The 15,627-nt window shown below is 73.0% G+C and carries 12 protein-coding genes and 2 pseudogenes; 6 read left to right on the top strand and 8 right to left on the bottom strand.

Annotation, left to right across the window (positions count from 1 at the left end):
* Window positions 1-12: 12 nt before the first annotated feature.
* A pseudogene (locus DFP74_RS03365) lies at window positions 13-383 on the top strand (nucleotidyltransferase domain-containing protein); the annotation flags it as partial.
* Window positions 384-927: 544 nt separating this feature from the next.
* Here DFP74_RS03365 and DFP74_RS03355 read toward each other — a convergent pair.
* Window positions 928-1,920, bottom strand: a complete 993-nt coding sequence (locus tag DFP74_RS03355) for an asparaginase (RefSeq protein ID WP_121180351.1) — start codon at window positions 1,918-1,920, stop codon at window positions 928-930.
* Between the two features lie 160 nt (window positions 1,921-2,080).
* Here DFP74_RS03355 and DFP74_RS03350 point away from each other — a divergent pair, with 160 nt between their 5' ends.
* Window positions 2,081-2,746 (top strand): hypothetical protein, encoded by a 666-nt coding sequence (locus DFP74_RS03350; RefSeq protein WP_121180350.1) that lies wholly within the window; start codon window positions 2,081-2,083, stop codon window positions 2,744-2,746.
* A gap of 8 nt (window positions 2,747-2,754) precedes the next feature.
* Window positions 2,755-2,943: pseudogene (locus tag DFP74_RS34865) on the top strand (TetR family transcriptional regulator); the annotation flags it as partial.
* A 344-nt stretch (window positions 2,944-3,287) separates the two neighbouring features.
* Here the strand turns inward: DFP74_RS34865 and DFP74_RS03340 are convergent.
* The 4 genes from DFP74_RS03340 to DFP74_RS03325 all read right to left on the bottom strand — a co-directional run bounded on the left by DFP74_RS03340 (window position 3,288) and on the right by DFP74_RS03325 (window position 7,645).
* Entirely contained in the window at window positions 3,288-4,649 is a 1,362-nt protein-coding gene (locus DFP74_RS03340) for a benzoate/H(+) symporter BenE family transporter (protein WP_121180349.1), read from the bottom strand.
* Window positions 4,650-5,042: 393 nt separating this feature from the next.
* A complete protein-coding gene (locus DFP74_RS03335) occupies window positions 5,043-5,402 on the bottom strand; it encodes an antibiotic biosynthesis monooxygenase (RefSeq protein ID WP_121180348.1) in 360 nt (119 codons plus the stop codon).
* Between the two features lie 114 nt (window positions 5,403-5,516).
* On the bottom strand, window positions 5,517-6,086 hold the full coding sequence (locus tag DFP74_RS03330) for a TetR/AcrR family transcriptional regulator (protein ID WP_121180347.1): 570 nt from the start codon (window positions 6,084-6,086) through the stop codon (window positions 5,517-5,519).
* 5 nt (window positions 6,087-6,091) lie between these two features.
* Window positions 6,092-7,645: an MFS transporter gene (locus DFP74_RS03325; RefSeq protein ID WP_370013334.1), complete on the bottom strand. Its 1,554-nt coding sequence runs from the start codon at window positions 7,643-7,645 to the stop codon at window positions 6,092-6,094.
* A gap of 177 nt (window positions 7,646-7,822) precedes the next feature.
* On the opposite strand from DFP74_RS03325, the gene DFP74_RS03320 reads away from it, so the two are divergent.
* The gene (locus tag DFP74_RS03320; protein ID WP_121180346.1) at window positions 7,823-9,601 is read left to right on the top strand and encodes a hypothetical protein; all 1,779 of its coding nucleotides are present in this window, start codon (window positions 7,823-7,825) and stop codon (window positions 9,599-9,601) included.
* A gap of 116 nt (window positions 9,602-9,717) precedes the next feature.
* Complete coding sequence (locus DFP74_RS03315) at window positions 9,718-10,986, top strand: hypothetical protein (RefSeq protein WP_121180345.1); 1,269 nt, start codon at window positions 9,718-9,720, stop codon at window positions 10,984-10,986.
* 27 nt (window positions 10,987-11,013) lie between these two features.
* On the opposite strand, the gene DFP74_RS03310 is transcribed toward DFP74_RS03315, so the two are convergent.
* Window positions 11,014-11,454, bottom strand: coding sequence for a VOC family protein (locus tag DFP74_RS03310; RefSeq protein WP_121180344.1), 441 nt, complete (start codon window positions 11,452-11,454; stop codon window positions 11,014-11,016).
* 211 nt (window positions 11,455-11,665) lie between these two features.
* Between DFP74_RS03310 and DFP74_RS03305 the strand changes: the two genes are divergently transcribed.
* Window positions 11,666-12,565 (top strand): transposase, encoded by a 900-nt coding sequence (locus tag DFP74_RS03305; protein ID WP_121180343.1) that lies wholly within the window; start codon window positions 11,666-11,668, stop codon window positions 12,563-12,565.
* A gap of 26 nt (window positions 12,566-12,591) precedes the next feature.
* Here DFP74_RS03305 and DFP74_RS03300 read toward each other — a convergent pair whose 3' ends face one another.
* Together DFP74_RS03300 and DFP74_RS03295 are read right to left on the bottom strand one after the other, a co-directional pair.
* On the bottom strand, window positions 12,592-13,392 hold the full coding sequence (locus tag DFP74_RS03300; protein ID WP_121180342.1) for an SDR family oxidoreductase: 801 nt from the start codon (window positions 13,390-13,392) through the stop codon (window positions 12,592-12,594).
* 213 nt (window positions 13,393-13,605) lie between these two features.
* On the bottom strand, window positions 13,606-15,369 hold the full coding sequence (locus tag DFP74_RS03295) for a glycoside hydrolase family 6 protein (RefSeq protein WP_121180341.1): 1,764 nt from the start codon (window positions 15,367-15,369) through the stop codon (window positions 13,606-13,608).
* Window positions 15,370-15,627 lie beyond the last annotated feature (258 nt).

The raw sequence follows: 15,627 nt of genomic DNA, 5'->3' as shown, positions 1-15,627 counted from the left end.
CATGATGGGGCCATGGCCACCGACGACGAACGCTTCCTGACCGCGACGGCCGACCGACTCGCCGCCCTGCCGGGTGTGCGGGCGGTCAGCCTCGGCGGCTCCCGTGCCCAGGGCACCCACCGGCCCGACAGCGACTGGGACCTGGCCGTGTACTACCGGGACGGCTTCGACCCCCGGGACCTGCGCGACACGGGCTGGGAGGGTGAGGTGTCGGAGATCGGCGGCTGGGGCGGAGGCGTCTTCAACGGCGGGGCCTGGATGCGGCCACCCTGTCCTACGCCGAGCACAACCACGCACCGCGGGGCCGGGTCGCCAAGTGCGCTGGGCTCATCGCCCAGGCCGCCGCCCAGACGGCCCACGCCGTCCTCGCCGAACGGGGGGTGTCAGCTGTCGGTGGTTCTCTCCACATCTGTTCGTACTCATTGTGGTCACGTGGTAGCTCTACGTTCATCCAATGGGCGAAAGCCAAGCCCATCGGGTGCTGGAAACCCTGCGACGGCAGGTGAAACACGTATGAGGTCCGGGTTGCGCCCGGCGTCGACCGGAGCGGCTGGGAGACGTTGAACAGCATGTGGAGCCGGTGTGAGACCAGGCGTACGCCAGGCGGTCGGCGGTGAAGCGTGTACCCAGGGCCTACCCTGTCGGGCGGGTACGGGACTTTCGCCCGGGAACGGTGCGATTCGCTGACGCCTGACAAGGCTTCAGTGAGCGGAGTGGGTCACCAACGACAAGGCCCTGCTGTTCAGTGCCGGGCTGACCGAGATCGACCTGGTGGTGGCGGGCATGACCACCACCAGGGCTTGATGCTCGCGGTGGCCGAGACCGGCCGCGTCCTCGCCACGGCCTGAGCCGAGCGCGCGCGGGCGACCCGGCCGCCGGTCGGGCGCGGGGCCGGCCTTCGGCTCGACCCGGGGCCGGCCGCACCGGCTAGCCGACGGATCCGACCGCGCTCAGCCAGGTCCGGTACCGCTCGGCGACGCCCTGCACGCCGTCGGGGTGGGTGAGCACCGCGGCCAGGAGCAGGCGCGCCTGCCAGGGGGACAGGTCCCCCGCGGGGAGCGCCCCCGCCCGCACCAGGTCCGCGCCCCCGCCCGCGTACACGCCCTCGACCGGACCCGCGCCCACCCGGCTGGCCAGGACCACCGGCGTCCCCGAACCGAGCAGGTCCAGGCACGCCGCCGTGACCTCGGGTGTGGTGTTGCCCGAACCGAAGGCGGACAGCACGAGGCCGCGCGCGCCCGCGGCCACGGCCGCGCGCACCGCCGTGGCGTCCACCCCCAGGTACTGGCCGATGACGTCCACGCGGGGCAGGTCGGCGTCGGGGGACAGGATCGCGGGGGCCGCGGCCGGGGCGGCGTAGGGCCGCACGCCCGTGCTGTCCACGGCCGCGACCGGAGCGCGGCCGGGAGCGGCGAAGCCGTTCAGGGCCATCGTGTGCACCTTCCGGCTGCCCACGGCGGGCAGCACGGTGTCGCCGAACACCACGCTGACCCCGGTTCCGCGCGCCCGCGGGTCGGCGACCCAGCGCAGGGCCGCCGCCAGGTTGCGCGGGCCGTCGGGTGCGGGGTCGTCGAAGGGGCGCTGCGCGCCGGTGAAGGCCACCGGGGCCCGGTGGCGGTGGGTGAGGGCCACGAGGAACGCCGACTCCTCCATGGAGTCGGTTCCGTGGGTGACGACCACGCCGTCCGCGCGGGCGGCGGCCTCGGCCACGGCGCGCGCCAGCGCGAGGATGTCCGCGCAGCTCGCCGCGGAGCTGATGATCCGGTTCACGTCGAGCGCCTCGACCCGGACCTCCTCCGGGTCCCAGACCGTCCGCGCCTGGCGCCACAGGTCGTCGGCGTTCGCGCTGACCGCGAGGCCGTGGGAGGTAGCGGTGGTGGCGATGGTGCCGCCGGTGCCCAACAGAACCAGATGACGCACGTGTTCTCCTCCTCGGTGTCCGCATGCATCATCGGTGCGGGCACGGGCGGGGTCAAGGAGGAGTGGCGGTGGGCGAGGCGGTGCGGCCGCACCCGCGTCCTTGCACCCGGTGGGCCCTCCCGTCTAAGTTAGTGAGTGCCCACTTACTCAGGAGGTCCGCATGTCCCGTCCCCCCGCCGAACCCGGTTCCCGGCGCGCGCGTGCCGCCGACGCCGGGATCGCCGCCCTCGTGCTCCTGGTCGAACTGGCCGCCACCTACGGCAGCCTCACCGGCGCGCCCCTGGACCCCGTCGAGGGCTGGACGCTCACCCGCCCCACGGACGCGGTCGCCTTCGCCTCGGTCGTCGTCGGCTGCGCGGCCCTGTACTGGCGCCGCACCAGGCCGGCCGCCGCCCTGCTGGTCGCCACCGCGGCCTACGCGCTGTTCCTGCTGCGCGACTACGAACTCGGTCTCCTCCTCGCGCCGATGGTCGCCCTGTACTCGGTCGCCGCGCTCGGACGCACCCGGACCGGCAGCTCGACCGCCCCGGGGGAGCGCCGCGCGCGGTACGGGACCTCCCCCGCCGGACGGCCCTCGGCCGCGGCCCTGCTCGCGGCGTCGCTCGCGGGAGCCGCCGCCGTGGCCGTCTCGCTCGTGTGGGTGCGGGCCCGGACCGAGGCCGTCAGCGATCCCGGCGTCGCCCTCCTGGCCTGGGTCGCCTTCGGGACCGTGATAGTGGTGTTCTTCGTCGGTTCGTTCGTCGCGGGGGAACTGGTGCGCTGCCACCGGCTGCTCTCCCCGCGCACCGACCCCCGCGTGTCCACCGCCCCCGCACCAGCCCGCTAGGAGACCCCATGGACGGCGAGCCCAGGAAGCGCCGACCGCGCTCGACGGCCGCGCAGACGCGCCGGCACATCCTGGACACCGCCGCCGAGGTCCTGGACCGGCTGGGCATGGCCCGGGCCACGACCAAGGAGATCGCCCGGGCCTCCGGGTACTCCGAGGCCACGCTCTACAAGCACTTCACCGACAAGTCCGAGCTCATCCTGGAGGTGATGCGCCACCGTTTCCCGCCGTTCGTCGACGACCTCGCGCGCATGCCCGAGCGCGCCGGACAGGGCAGCGTGCGCGACAACCTCGTCGGCCTCGTGACGCGGGCCGTCCCCTTCTTCCGGCACGGCGCGCCCATGCTCGGCTCCCTGTTCGCCGAGCCGGAGCTGCTGCGCCGCCACCGGGAGGGGATGGGCCGGCACGGCGCCGGACCGCTCAACGTCAACCGGGGGTTCGCCGCCTACCTGGAGGCGGAGCGGCGGCTGGGCCGGATCCCCGAGGACACCGACCCCGAGGCGTCGGCCGCCCTGCTGGTGGGGGCCTGCTTCCAGCGCGGCTACTTCGAGGCCTTCTCCGAGGGCGGCGAGGACTTTCCGCCGTTGGAGCGGTTCGCCGCCGACGTCGTGGCCGCCTCGGGGCTCGTGTCGGGCTCCGATTCCGCCCCGGCCGTCGACTCCGCCCCGTCCTCCGCCCCGGCCTTCGACGCGGGCGCCGAGTCCGACCCGGCCTGACCCCGTGCCCGGCGCCAGGCCCCCGTCACCAGCAGGGTCAGCACCCCCGCGATCAGCCCCCAGAAGGCCGACCCGACGCCGAGCAGCGTGAACCCCGACGCGGTCGCCAGGAACGTGACCACGGCCGCCTCCCGCGACCGCTCGTCGCCCAGCGCCGAGGCGAGCGAGCCCCCGATCGTGCCGAGCAGGCCCAGGCCCGCGATGGCCAGGATCAGCGTCGTGGGCAGGGCGGTGAGCAGCGAGGCGACCGTGGCGCCGAAGACGCCCACGCCCAAGTAGAAGATCCCGGCCCACACCCCGGCCGTGAACCGCCGCTCGCGGTCCGGGTGCGCCTGCGGGCCGGTGCAGATCGCCGCGGTGATCGCGGCCAGGTTCATTCCGAAGCAGCCGAACGGCGCGAGCACCATGTTGGTCGCTCCGGTCCAGGCCAGGACGGGGGAGATGGGCACCCGGTAGCCGTCGCCGCGCAGCACCGCCACCCCGGGCAGGTTCTGCGAGGCCATGGTGACCACGAACAGGGGCACCCCCACGCTCACCATCACCTGCCAGGAGAACTCCGGCGCCACGAACACCGGGCGGGCCAGGGCCGGAGCCACCTCGCCCAGGTCCAGGGTGCCGTTCACGGCCGCCACGGCACCGCCTGCCACCAGCGCCAGCAGGACCGCGTAGCGCGCGAGCCACCGGCGGCACACCAGGTACACCGCGAACATCGCCGCGACGACGGTGAAGTCGTCCTCCATGCTCGTGAACAGGCCGAGGCCGAACTGGAGCAGCACTCCCGCGAGCAGGCCCGCCGCCAGCGGCACCGGCACCCGGTCCATGACCTTCTCGAACAGGCCGGTCACACCGCTCAGCGTGATCAGCGCCGCGGAGAACAGGAACGCGCCGATCGCCTGCGGCATCGTGACGCCGTCCAGGCCGACCGCGAGCAGGGCGGCGCCGGGTGTGGACCAGGCGGTCACCACCGGGGCCCGGTAGCGCAGCGACAGGCCCACACAGGTGACGGCCATGCCCACGCCCAGGGCCAGCACCCATGAGGCGGTCTGCTCGGCCGTCGCTCCGGCGGCCTCGGCGGCGGCGAACACGATCGCGATCGAGCTGGTCATGCCGACGAGCACGGCGATGAGGCCGGCGGCGACGGCGGGGAGGGGCGCCGCGAGGCGGACGAAGCGGATGAGTGCTCTCATGATCCCCCATCCTCGCTCCTGCCGGAGAGTGCCGCGCACACGGGTCACCCCATCCTGGGGTCATCCTATGTATGCGGTGGGCGACACGTGCGGGCGCGCGTCGAATTCGGTGGACACGCGGTTCCTCATCGAGGCCCGCAAGCCGGAGTGACTCGGCCCGGGGAAAATCTACGACGTAAAGGTCCAAGCGGTCGCAAGGTGCTCTTCGGGGGGAACAACCAGGCAGAGGCCTCGTAGCCTGGTGGGCTCGGAGCCGGCGGCCCGGCGGCCCGGCGGGCTCACGACCGCAGGGCCGCCACAAGGGCTCGACGGGGCGGGGTCAGGCCGACCGCACCCGACTCGCGAGAGCGGGTCCGGTGGCCGCGAGCGCACCCGAAGGCCGAAGGGCACGCCCTAGGACTGGGCCTTGACGTGCTGGATGACCTCGAAGCCCCACAGCTCACTGCCGGTCGCGGCCGGACCGCCGTGGCCGTGTCCGTGACCCGTGCGGCCCTCCGCCTCGGCGTCCTTCGCGGCCTGCGCGTGGCCCTCCCGGAAGGCCTGGCCGTTGACCCAGTTCTGGAAGTCCTCCTCGGACCGCCACCGGGTGTAGACGAGGTACTTCTCGGTCCCCTCGACCGGACGCAGCAGCTGGAACTCCTCGAACCCCGGCTGGTTCTCCACCAGCCCGGCGCGCTTGGCGAAACGCTCCTCCAGGGTGGCCCCCTCGCCCATGGGGACGGTCAGGACGTTGAACTTGACGACGCTGTTCACGTGACACCTCTCGCCGTTGTCTTCGGACTCACGCCCAACCTAGAGCAGGGCCGGGCCGCCGTCCCACCCGACCGGCCCCATCGCATCCGGCGGGGCGTGGCGGACGGCGGTCGGCTACCGGCCGGTTCCCAGGAGCGCCTTGCCGAGGACCGCCCGGATGTGGACCGGATCGGCGTCGCGGTCGTCGAGGAGGATCGCCGCGCACAGCCCGTCGCAGAGTGCGACGCAGGTTTCGACGGCGTCCGGGTCGTCCGTCAGCGTCCGGGCGAGTTCGGCGACGTTGTCGCGCCAGCCGCGCGCCGCCGGGCGCAGGGCGGGGCGGCGAGCCGCCAGGGTCGACAGCTCGCGCTCGGCCAGTGCGCGCTCGCGACCCGGTCCGGCTGATTCGGCGATGAGCCGGGCCAGCCCGCCGAGGGGGTCGTCCTCGGTGTCGATGAGCTGCCGGATGCGGCGGGTGTAGGTGTCGGTGACGCTGGTCAGGGCGGCGACCAGCAGGTCGTCGAGGGTGGCGAAGTAGTAGAGCGTCAGGCTGGTGGTGATCCCCGCCTCCTTGGCCACGGTCCGGTGGGTCACACCGGCGGCCCCCTCGCGGCGGACGATCGTGAGCGTCGCCTCGATGATCTGGGCCCGGCGGCGCTGACCGCGCAGCCTGCGCCCATCGACCGTGTCCTGCTCGTCCGCCATCGCCCTCACCGATCGTCGTCGCACCCGCGCGTCGAGGGTATCGGCTCCGCCTCGGGACCGGCCTCGCCGATCGGGCGGATGTGGCGCAGCGTCCGCAGGCACACGACCGACGCTCCGGCGATCGCGAGGCCCGCGATGATCGCGGCGGTGTTGAGTCCGCCGGTGAACGCGTCCTGGGCGTGCGCGAGCGCCCCGGCCGGCAGCCGGTCCGCCACGGAGGCCGCGCCGGAGAGGCCGTCGCCGTAGGCCTGGGCCACCGGCCGGGGGAGTCCGGGCCAGTCCTCGACCGCCGTCCGATAGACCGCCGTCGTGAGGCTCCCCAGGAGCGCGACCCCGGCGGCGATCCCGAGCTCCTGCACGGTCTCCGACAGCGCGGCGGCCGACCCTGACCTCTCCGAGGGCGCCGCGCCCACGACGATGTCGGTCCCCAACGCGGCGATGACGCCGAGGCCGAGATAGAGGAACGCGAATCCGGCCACCACGCTCACCCTGTCGTCGGTCCCGACGAAGGCGAGCAGGGCGTATCCGACGAGGGACAGCGCGAGGGCGGCGGCCATGACGTTCCCCGGTGGGACGCGCGCGGCGACCAGGGGCGCACCGAGGCCCCCGATCAGCATGGCCAGTGCCGGTGGCCCCATCCACAGGCCGGCCGCCGTGGGGGAGAGGCCCCCGACCAGCTGCAGGTGTTGCGTGACCAGGAACATCATGCCGCCGAATCCGACCAGGCCGACCAACAGCACGGCCAGGGCGGCGGAGAAGGCCCCGTTGGCGAAGAGCCTCATGTCCAGCAGCGGCTCCTCCAGGCGCAGTTGGCGGCGGACGAACGCGACCGCCGAGCCGCCGCCGACGAGGACGGCGGCCAGTGCCTGGACGTCGACGCCGTGCGCGGCGACATGCTTGATCGCGTAGACGGTCGCCAGCACGGCCGCCAGGGACAGGACGACGCTCCACAGGTCGAGCCGGCCGGCGCGGGTCCGAAACTCCGGGAGCAGCGCGGGGGCGGCGGCCAGCACGACCACGCTGACGGGTACCGCGACGAGGAAGACCGCGCCCCACCAGGCCCAGGCGGTCAGTGCGCCGCCCACGACGGGGCCGGCCGCCATGCCGAGCGCGAACATCGTGGCCCACGCCCCGATCGCCGTCGCCCGCTGCCGGGGGTCGGTGAACATGGTGCTGATCAGGGACAGCGTGGACGGCATGAGCGTGGCCCCGGCGACTCCCAGCAGGGCGCGGGCCAGGATCAGCCAGAGGGCGGTGGGGGCGAACGCCGCGAGCACCGAGGCCGCGCCGAACGCGGCCATGCCGACCATCAGCAGGCGCCGGCGCCCGATCCGGTCGCCCAGCGTGCCCATGGTGATCAGGAAGCCCGCGATGAGGAATCCGTAGGCGTCCATGATCCACAACGTCTCCGCCGAGGTCGGACGCAGGTCCGCGGCCAGGCTCGGGGCGACGAGGTACAGCGCCGTGACGTCGAGCCCCAGCAGCACGGTCGGCAGCGCCAACACCGTGAAGCCGGCCCACTCCCGCCACCCGGCACGTGCGGACGGTCGCGCCATCATCCCACTCTCCTATCTAGTTGAACTAACGTACTAGTTGTACCATCGTTCAACTTTAAGGGCGAGGGGGTCGCGAGTCCGCGTCCGCCACCCCGCCGGCGACGACCGGCGCCCGCCACCGGTCCGGCGGCTCCGCGCGCCGGTTTTGACGCGCTCACGCACTCCTTCTACCTTTCCTGAATGTCCACCCCCGTGAGTTCCTGGTTCGCCGGCGGTCTGGCGGTCTGCGGATCGGCCCTTCTGATCTGGGCGGCCTCGACGGCCCACGTGTCCGGCGACGGCCACCCCTGGGCCGCCTACGCCGTCCTGCTGATGCTCGCCGTCGTCGCCCTCGGCGGGCTCGTGTACCGGCTTCGGTGGACCGGGCGGACCGAGACCACCGTGGCTCCGCGCCTGGTCCTCGGCGTCGTGGCCGTCCTGGTGGTCCTGCTCTGCGTGCCCGCGTGGACGGTCGTGCTGGGTGTGCGCGGGGAGACGACCAAGGGTTTCGTGGACTTCACCGCCTGGGGGCTGGCCCTGGGCCCGGCCCTGGTCGCGGCCGCGCTGGCACTCCCCGCCCTGGTGCCGGCCCGCTCCGTGCGCCGCCGATGGGCCGTCCCCGTCGCCGGAGCCTCCGGTCTGGCGCTCGGCGCGGGGCTGGCCGCCCTCGTCTTCGCGGCGGTCGAACTGCGACCGGTGGACGCCACCGCCGCGTCCGCGCTCGCGTCGGAGGACGTGGCCACGACGCCGAGCGCCGTGAGCGGGGTCGGTTGGCGGTGGGACGTGCCCGAGGGGCAGGACGTGGTGGACACGGTCGTGGCCGGTGGCGGCGCCGCGGTCCTGCACACGCAGGGCGTCACCCTGCTGGACACCCGGACCGGCCTGGAGCGCTGGCGGTACCGGCGCGCGGACGCGCGCGCCACCGACATCGCGGCGGCACCGGGCGGCGGCGCGCTCGTGGTGTCGTTCAGCGCCAGAGACCACACCGGCGGGTCGGCGCTGCGGCTGGTGGCCCTCGACGCGGACACGGGCCGGGTCCGTTCGGTGACCCGGAGCCCGGACGTCGACTTCGGCGACACGGTCCCCACCCTGCCCGAGACCTTCGCGGTGACGGCCGGCGCCTTCCTCGTGGAGGGGGAGGGCCGGGGCGGGGAGGGGACGTCCTTCACCGCCTTCGACCTGGACTCGGGGGAGCGGGCCTGGCGGTTCGATCCGCCCGAGGGCTGTGTGCTGAACGGGTGGACCCCCTACGGTGTCCTGCGCGACGAGGTGGTGGCGCTGGCCCAGTGCGGGCTGTCCGTCGAGGAGGCCGGCGAACCCGACGGGGAACCGCTCGCCCACGACGTCGTGCTGATCGGTCTCGACCCGGCCGGCGGGGCGGAGCTGTGGCGGCACGAGGAGCGGGTGACCGCCCTTCCGTACTGGGTGCGTGCCCACCCCTCCGACGACGGCGGCGTGTACGCGGTGGAATGGGAGACCGGTGGGGAGGAAGCGCGCGAGAACCTGTTCGTGCGGCCCGGCGGCGAGGTCGTCGGCCGGGACCTGGCCGACCTGCGGGACATGATGACCTGGGACGGCGGTGGCACGCTTACCTCCGAGGGGTTCGTGACCAGCGGCGAGGACGGGCACGTCGACCGCTACACCTGGCACACGTTCGAGGGGCGGGAGCGCGTGGCCTCGGTCGACGACGTCCCCGCGCTCAGGGTCGGCAAGCTGGCCCTGGACGATCAGCTCCTCGTCCTGCGCAGCCTGCATCCCACGGGAGACCTCCCGCCCGAGCAGGAGCCCGTCCTGGTGCTGGCGCAGGCGTGGGACGCGGCGGGGGACGAGCGGTCGGTGCGGCTGGAGTTCTCCCTGGGACGGGACGGCGACCGCTTCGGGCCCCTGCTGGAGGCGCATGGACTGAGATCGCTGCACGCGGCGCCGGGGGCCGTGGTCGTGGCCAGGCCCGGCGCCCGGGAGGTCGTCGGCCTCCAGTGATCCGGTGTGGCGATGAATCGGTGGGGCGGGTGGGGAACTGAACGCCTCGTGGGGAGCGTCTGACGGAACATCCCGCCCCGTGCGGGCACCCCTGAGAGACCGGAGCGTGCCTAGCCATGAGCCCCACGTCCTTCCACCAGCCCGGCCGCCCGGAGGACCTGCCGCCGCCCGAGATGCTCTGGGCCCAGAGCAGGATCGAGCTCGGCGCCTACCGCCTGATCGAAGCACGCCCGGAGGAGACCTTCGCCTACGACCCGGTGGGGACCACCTACGCCCGCGGCGGGTTCACGCTCGGCCCGCACGGTACGCACTTCAACAACGGGTCGGGCTGCTGGTGGCGGCTGACCTGGGTGGAGGGCGGCCGGGCCGTCCTGACCGGTTGGGAGCCGCTGGGCCAGGACACGATCGACGAAGGGCTGGACCTGCTCGCCGGCGGCCCGGACTGGCTGCCGTGGGAGTGGCTGGACACGCTCATGGCCCGGTACCTGCGCGAGCAGATGGGGGTGTCCTTCCTCTACTGGTGGGACGGCGCCGCCTGGGGGCGCACGGACTACCCGGACGGCATCGGGGACGACGGCCTGTGCACCGTGGCCCGATCCGGTACCCCCGAGGGCCTGCTCGGCTTCCTGTCCGTTCACTTCCCCGACGACGAGGCCCATCGTGCCGTGGCGGACGAGCTGATGCGGCACGTCGCCGAGGGCGGTGACGGCGACCGCGCCTGGGAGCTGTTCCGGGACCTGTACGGCTCCGACCGCGTGGACCTCGACGCGGCGCGGGAGCTCTTGGGCGCTGACTGGTTCACCCGGCGGGACGATCCCATGACGGCGGGGACGCCGTCCGCCGAGCCCCGGCGGCGCCGCGTGCTCACGAGGCAGGACTGGGACGCGCTGGTCGCGCGCGCCATGCGGGCGGCGACCGAGGCCGAACGCCCGGCCCCGCCGGAGAGCGAGGAGTTGCGCGTCCTGCGTGAGGGCCTGGGCTCACTGGCCGCCGAGCGCGGTGGGGAGCTGACCTTCACGGTGGCCTGCGAGCGGGGGGCCGTGAGCTTCCCGGAGCTGGTGGATGCCTCGGGGGAGGCCCTGGAGGTGCCGTGGGAGGACGGTCTGCTGCCGTTGCGGCTGCGCCGGGCGGAGACGCACCCCGAACACGGCGCGTGGTACTTCCTGCGGGCCCGTGCCACCGCCACCGGCGGCGTCACGGTCGAGCGTGCCTACGACCACTGGCCCGCGTGGGGCCGGCGGTCGGGCTGGTTTCCGGACCGGATGACCCCGCCGCGGCTGCCCGACCTGCGGGAGGAGATGGCCGCCCGCTCGCCGCGGTGGCGGCCGGAGTGGACGCGCCTGCTCGACGAGGAGGTCCCCTACGATCCGCCGACGGACGTGTGACCGAGGCTCCTCCGGATCCCGCGGGTCTCAGCCGAGGACGACGTTTCCGTCCTCGTCGATGCGCCAGCCGGGGTTGTGGGCGATCTCCCACACGACCCCGTTGGGGTCCTTGACGTGGGCGTGGAAGACCCCGCCGAACTCGCCCTCCTGCGGTTGCTTGAGCACGCTCGCGCCGGCGTCGACCATCGCGCGCACGGTCTCACCCACCTGTGCGCGGTCCTCGACGTTGTGCGCGAGCGTCACCCCGAAGGCCCCGGTCGTGCCGGTGACCCCGGCGTGCCCGCCCAGGTCGCGGTCGAACTTCTCCGCGTCGAACAGGCCCAGCAGCAGGCCGGGGGCGATCTGGAAGAAGATGATCTCCCCTGGGACGTCGAGGAGGGGGTCCCACCCGAGCCCGTCCCGGTAGAAGGCCCGGGCGGCGCCCAGGTCGGCGGTGGCGAGCGTGATGAAGTGGGCCTGTTGCTTCACGGGTTCCCCCAGTCGGTGTGCGTCCCACCCATATCCTGCCCGGACGCACCGACAGGGCCGGGGAACCCGGCCCCGGCGAGGCGGACGCTGCCGGGCGGCCGATGCGGGGCGGGGCCCGGAGCCGGCCTCCGGTGCGCGGTGGCCCCTAGATCGTTGATGGGAAATTCCTGAAACCCCTGCGGACACAGCGAAGGGCGTCGAAGATCGGTGTGTGAAGACTGACCTTGACGCCCTTCTGACAGCACTCTACGTCCACCTGGACGACGACGTGATCCCTTCTGCCAAGCAAGCCCGCGGACCAGGCCGGCCGCGCCTGCTCACCGACGCGGAGCTGATCTGTGTGGCCGTGGCCCAGGTCCTGCTGCGCTGCGACGACGAACGCCGCTGGCTACGGGTGGCCCCGGCCCGGATCGGCCACCTCTTCCCCCGCCTGCCCGGCCAGTCCGAGTACAACCGGCACCTGGCCCGCCTGGCCCCGCACATGCTCACCGCCATCGGATGGCTGGCCCGCCACACCCCGACCTGGCACGACAACCTGCGGCTGATGGACGGCACCCCCGTGCCGTGCGGGGCCTCGCGCACCACCGTGGAACGCTCCGGTCTGGGCGAAATGTGCGGCTACGGGCGTGATGCCTCCCACCACCGGTTCTACTGGGGGTCCAAGCTCGTGCTCGTCACCACCGCCGAGGGCACCGTGACGGCCTTCTCCCTGGCCCACCCCAAAGAGCTGGACGAGCGCAAACAAGCGCTGCACCTGCTCCACGCCCAGGAGTGCGCCCCGGGGCCGTGCCCGATCGTGTGCGACAAGGGCTTCGCCGGGGCCGGAATCGAGCAGGCCGCCACCGATCTGGGGCACGTGCTCATCCGGCCCCGGCGCAAGGACGAGCCCAAGGACAGGGCCCGGGTGTTCCCGGGCTGGCTGCGCCAGCGCATCGAAGCCATCATCTGGACGCTGAAGAACCAGCTGGGGTTGGAGCGCCACAACGCCCGCACCACCGAAGGGCTCTGGGCTCGGGTGTGTCAGAGGATCCTGGCTCTGAACGCCGCGATCTGGCACAACTGGCAGATCGGAGCCCCCATCAAGCGGTCGCTGGTGGCTTACGACCACTGACCAGGACACATTTTCCCATCAACGATCTAGAGCCCGTGCTTGCGGGCGACCATGCGCAGGATGAGTGACCGCGGGAACAGGCGGCGCAGCGCGAACACCACGGGGGCGTTGCTGCCCACCGCGTACAGCGGCCGGGGCGGGTCGGCCTCGATCGCGCGCACGATGGTGGCGGCCACGCTCTCGGCGGGCACGCCCCGGGCCTCGTTGGCGTTGAGCGCGGCGAGCATGGTGCGGTACTCGGCGGCGAACGGAGAGTCCGGGCCGATGTACTGGGTGCGGCGCTCGCTGATGCCGGTGTTGATCGACCCGGGTTCCACGGTCGTCACGCCCACGCCGTAGGGGGAGACCTCGCGGCGCAGGGCGTCGGCGAACCCCTTCAGTGCGGCCTTGGAGGCCACGTAGGAGGACCGGTAGGCGAGCGGGAAGCTGGCCAGCATGGACCCGATCATGACCACGCGCCCGTACCGGCGGGCGCGCATGCCCGGCAGGAGGAGCTGGGTCAGGCGCACCGCGCCGAACACGTTGGTCCGGAACAGGCGTTCGAGGGCCTCCGGCGGCAGCTCCTCCAGGGGGCCGCTCTGGCTCTCCCCGGCGTTGTTGACCAGGACGTCCACCGCGCCCGCGGCCTGCGCGCACGCCACGATCGAGGCCTCGTCGGTCAGGTCCAGGGCCAGGTACTCCACGCCGGGGACGGGGGCGGCGACCGCCTCGGGGGAGCGGCTGGTGCCGTACACGCGGTGGCCGCGGCGCACGAGGGCGGCGGCGGTCGCGGCGCCGATGCCCGACGACGCGCCCGTGACGAGCACGGTCCTGGGGGTCTGGTCCATGGGGCTCTCCTGGCGGATCGAGGGCGCTGTACCGGCCGGTAGGGCCGGGGACACCAGTCATACTCCCCGTCCGGTGCGGGCGGGCCCTCGGGGGCGGCCCATCGGTCGGTCATGGCCGGAGCCGACGGGCACACGGGCGGGCGCCCGCCCACACGAGGTGGACGGGCGCCCTGTCCCGGTGCGGCCACCGGGAGTGCGTCATCGGTCAGGTGGTCACTGGATGGGCGGGTGGGCGTTGGCGAGCAGCTCCTGGAACTGTGCGGAGAACCAGTGGCCGGCCACGGGGGCGTCCGGCAGGGCGCCGCTCATGTTGTCGTTGTTGCGCGGGTTGCCCTCATAGGTGGGGTCGCACATGCGGTCGAAACCCTTGCCCTCGTCGTTGGGGATCTCTTCGCTGGAGCCGTCGGACTCGCCCGGGGGCTTCATCCACACGTAGGCGTCGATCCCGGGCTCGGGCGCGGTGGTGGGCCGCTCGCCCAGTCCGGCACCGGCCTGGTTGCACCAGTTCCCGGTGTTGAACCGGCGGTCGTAGCGGCCGCCGTCCACGTAGGCGTTCACGTCGGTCTCCGGACCGGGGCCGGTGGGCCGGTCGGGGCCGCCCCAGCCGTTGCGGGAGGTGTCGATGAGCATGCCCAGGTTCGGGTCGAAGCCGTGGTCGGAGACCATCATGTCGCGCAGGGCCTGGGCGAAGGTCAGTTCATCGACGTACTGGTTCCAGCTGACCCAGTCGGACTGTCGCACGGGGGTGCCGGCGATGGTCTCGCCGATGGCGAAGTTCTCCTCCTTCAGCGCGGAGTAGTTGGCGGTGTTGGCGATGAAGCCGTGCACGTCGTCGGGGGTGGCCCCGGCGGCGTTGGCGGCCTCGGCGAAGACCTCGGCGGAGGCGGAGAGGTTGTCCTCCCAGCCGATCCAGCCGTGGTGGCCGGCGTCGATGTAGTTGTAGACGTTGTCGATCGCGCCGAGCGTGTTCAGGGCGTAGCCCACGCCCTCCACGTAGTTGCCGTTGGCCAGCATCACGTCGCACTCGGGGGTGGCGGTCTCGCGCGGGGAGACGTTGGTGACCAGGTTGGGCAGAGAGTCGATCTCGATCGTGGTGACGATGCGCAGGTCGGCGTAGGCCGGGTCGTCGATGATCTCCGCGATCGGGTCGATGTACTCGTCCTTGTACCGGTCGATCTCGTCCGGTGCGAGCTCGCCGTTGGAGGCCAGCGCGGCGCAGTCGCGGCCGGGCAGGTTGTAGATGACGACCTGGAACACGAGGGGGTCGCCGTCGGCCTGCTCCACGGCCTCGTCGAGGTGGTCGCGCAGTCCCATGTTGCCGGTGGTGGGGCTGTCGTTGCCCTCGATGGCGCCGATGCGGTCCATCCACACGCCGGTGGGCTCATCGGCGATGGCCGCGCCGCCGGGCTCGGAGCGGGCGTTCTCCGCCCAGATCGGGTTCACGTAGACGTCGGCGCCCACGTAGGGATTGTCGACGCGCTCACCGGGCTCGGGATCCGGGTCCGGGTCCGGGTCGGGATCGGGGTCCGGCCCGGGGTCGACCGAGCCCTCGCACACGACGCCGTTGAGGGTGAACTCCGTGGGGGCGGCGTTGGTGCCGGAGTAGGAGGCGTTGAAGCCGAAGGAGACGGTGCCGTCCGTGGCGATCGAGGCGTTGTGCCCGCCGTCGGTGACCTCCACGGTCTGGCCGGTCTGTGTGTGGCCGGCGTTCCAGATGTTGCTGATCTGCTGGTTGCCGGAGTACTCCCAGCCCAGGGTCCAGCCGTCGACGGCGTCGCCGAGGTTGTTGATCTCTACGGAGGCGGTGAAACCGGAACCCCAGTCATTGACCTGGTAGTCGACCTCACACCCGGTGGCGGCGCCGGCCGCGGAGGGGATGGCGACGGCCAGGGTGGTGCCGAGGACAAGGGCGGACGCGGCGGCGAGGCCGCGCCGTGTCCGCGCACGGGTGTCCGCGGCGCGCGGGTTGGTGCTCATCTCTTCTACTTCCTGTTGAAGGGGGGCAGGAGGAGTGGTCAGAGTGGCTTATTCAGTTGTCTCGACGATGGGAACTGGGTGGTGCTGAATGGTGAATGGCAAGGAATGCCCGCGTGGAAGCGGACCGGAAAGGAATTGGGAGGTGGGAGCGCTCCCAAGCGGCGGTCAGCGGGGGGCATAGGGAGTATGGGGGCAGTGGACACCGCAGTGTCAGTCGGGCCGGGCGTGTGGGGTGCGGCGGCCCGAAGCGCTGACAGA

It is taken from the genome of Nocardiopsis sp. Huas11 (assembly GCF_003634495.1).
Taxonomy (GTDB): Bacteria; Actinomycetota; Actinomycetes; order Streptosporangiales; family Streptosporangiaceae; genus Nocardiopsis.
This window is presented reverse-complemented; position numbering and strand designations above follow the sequence as displayed.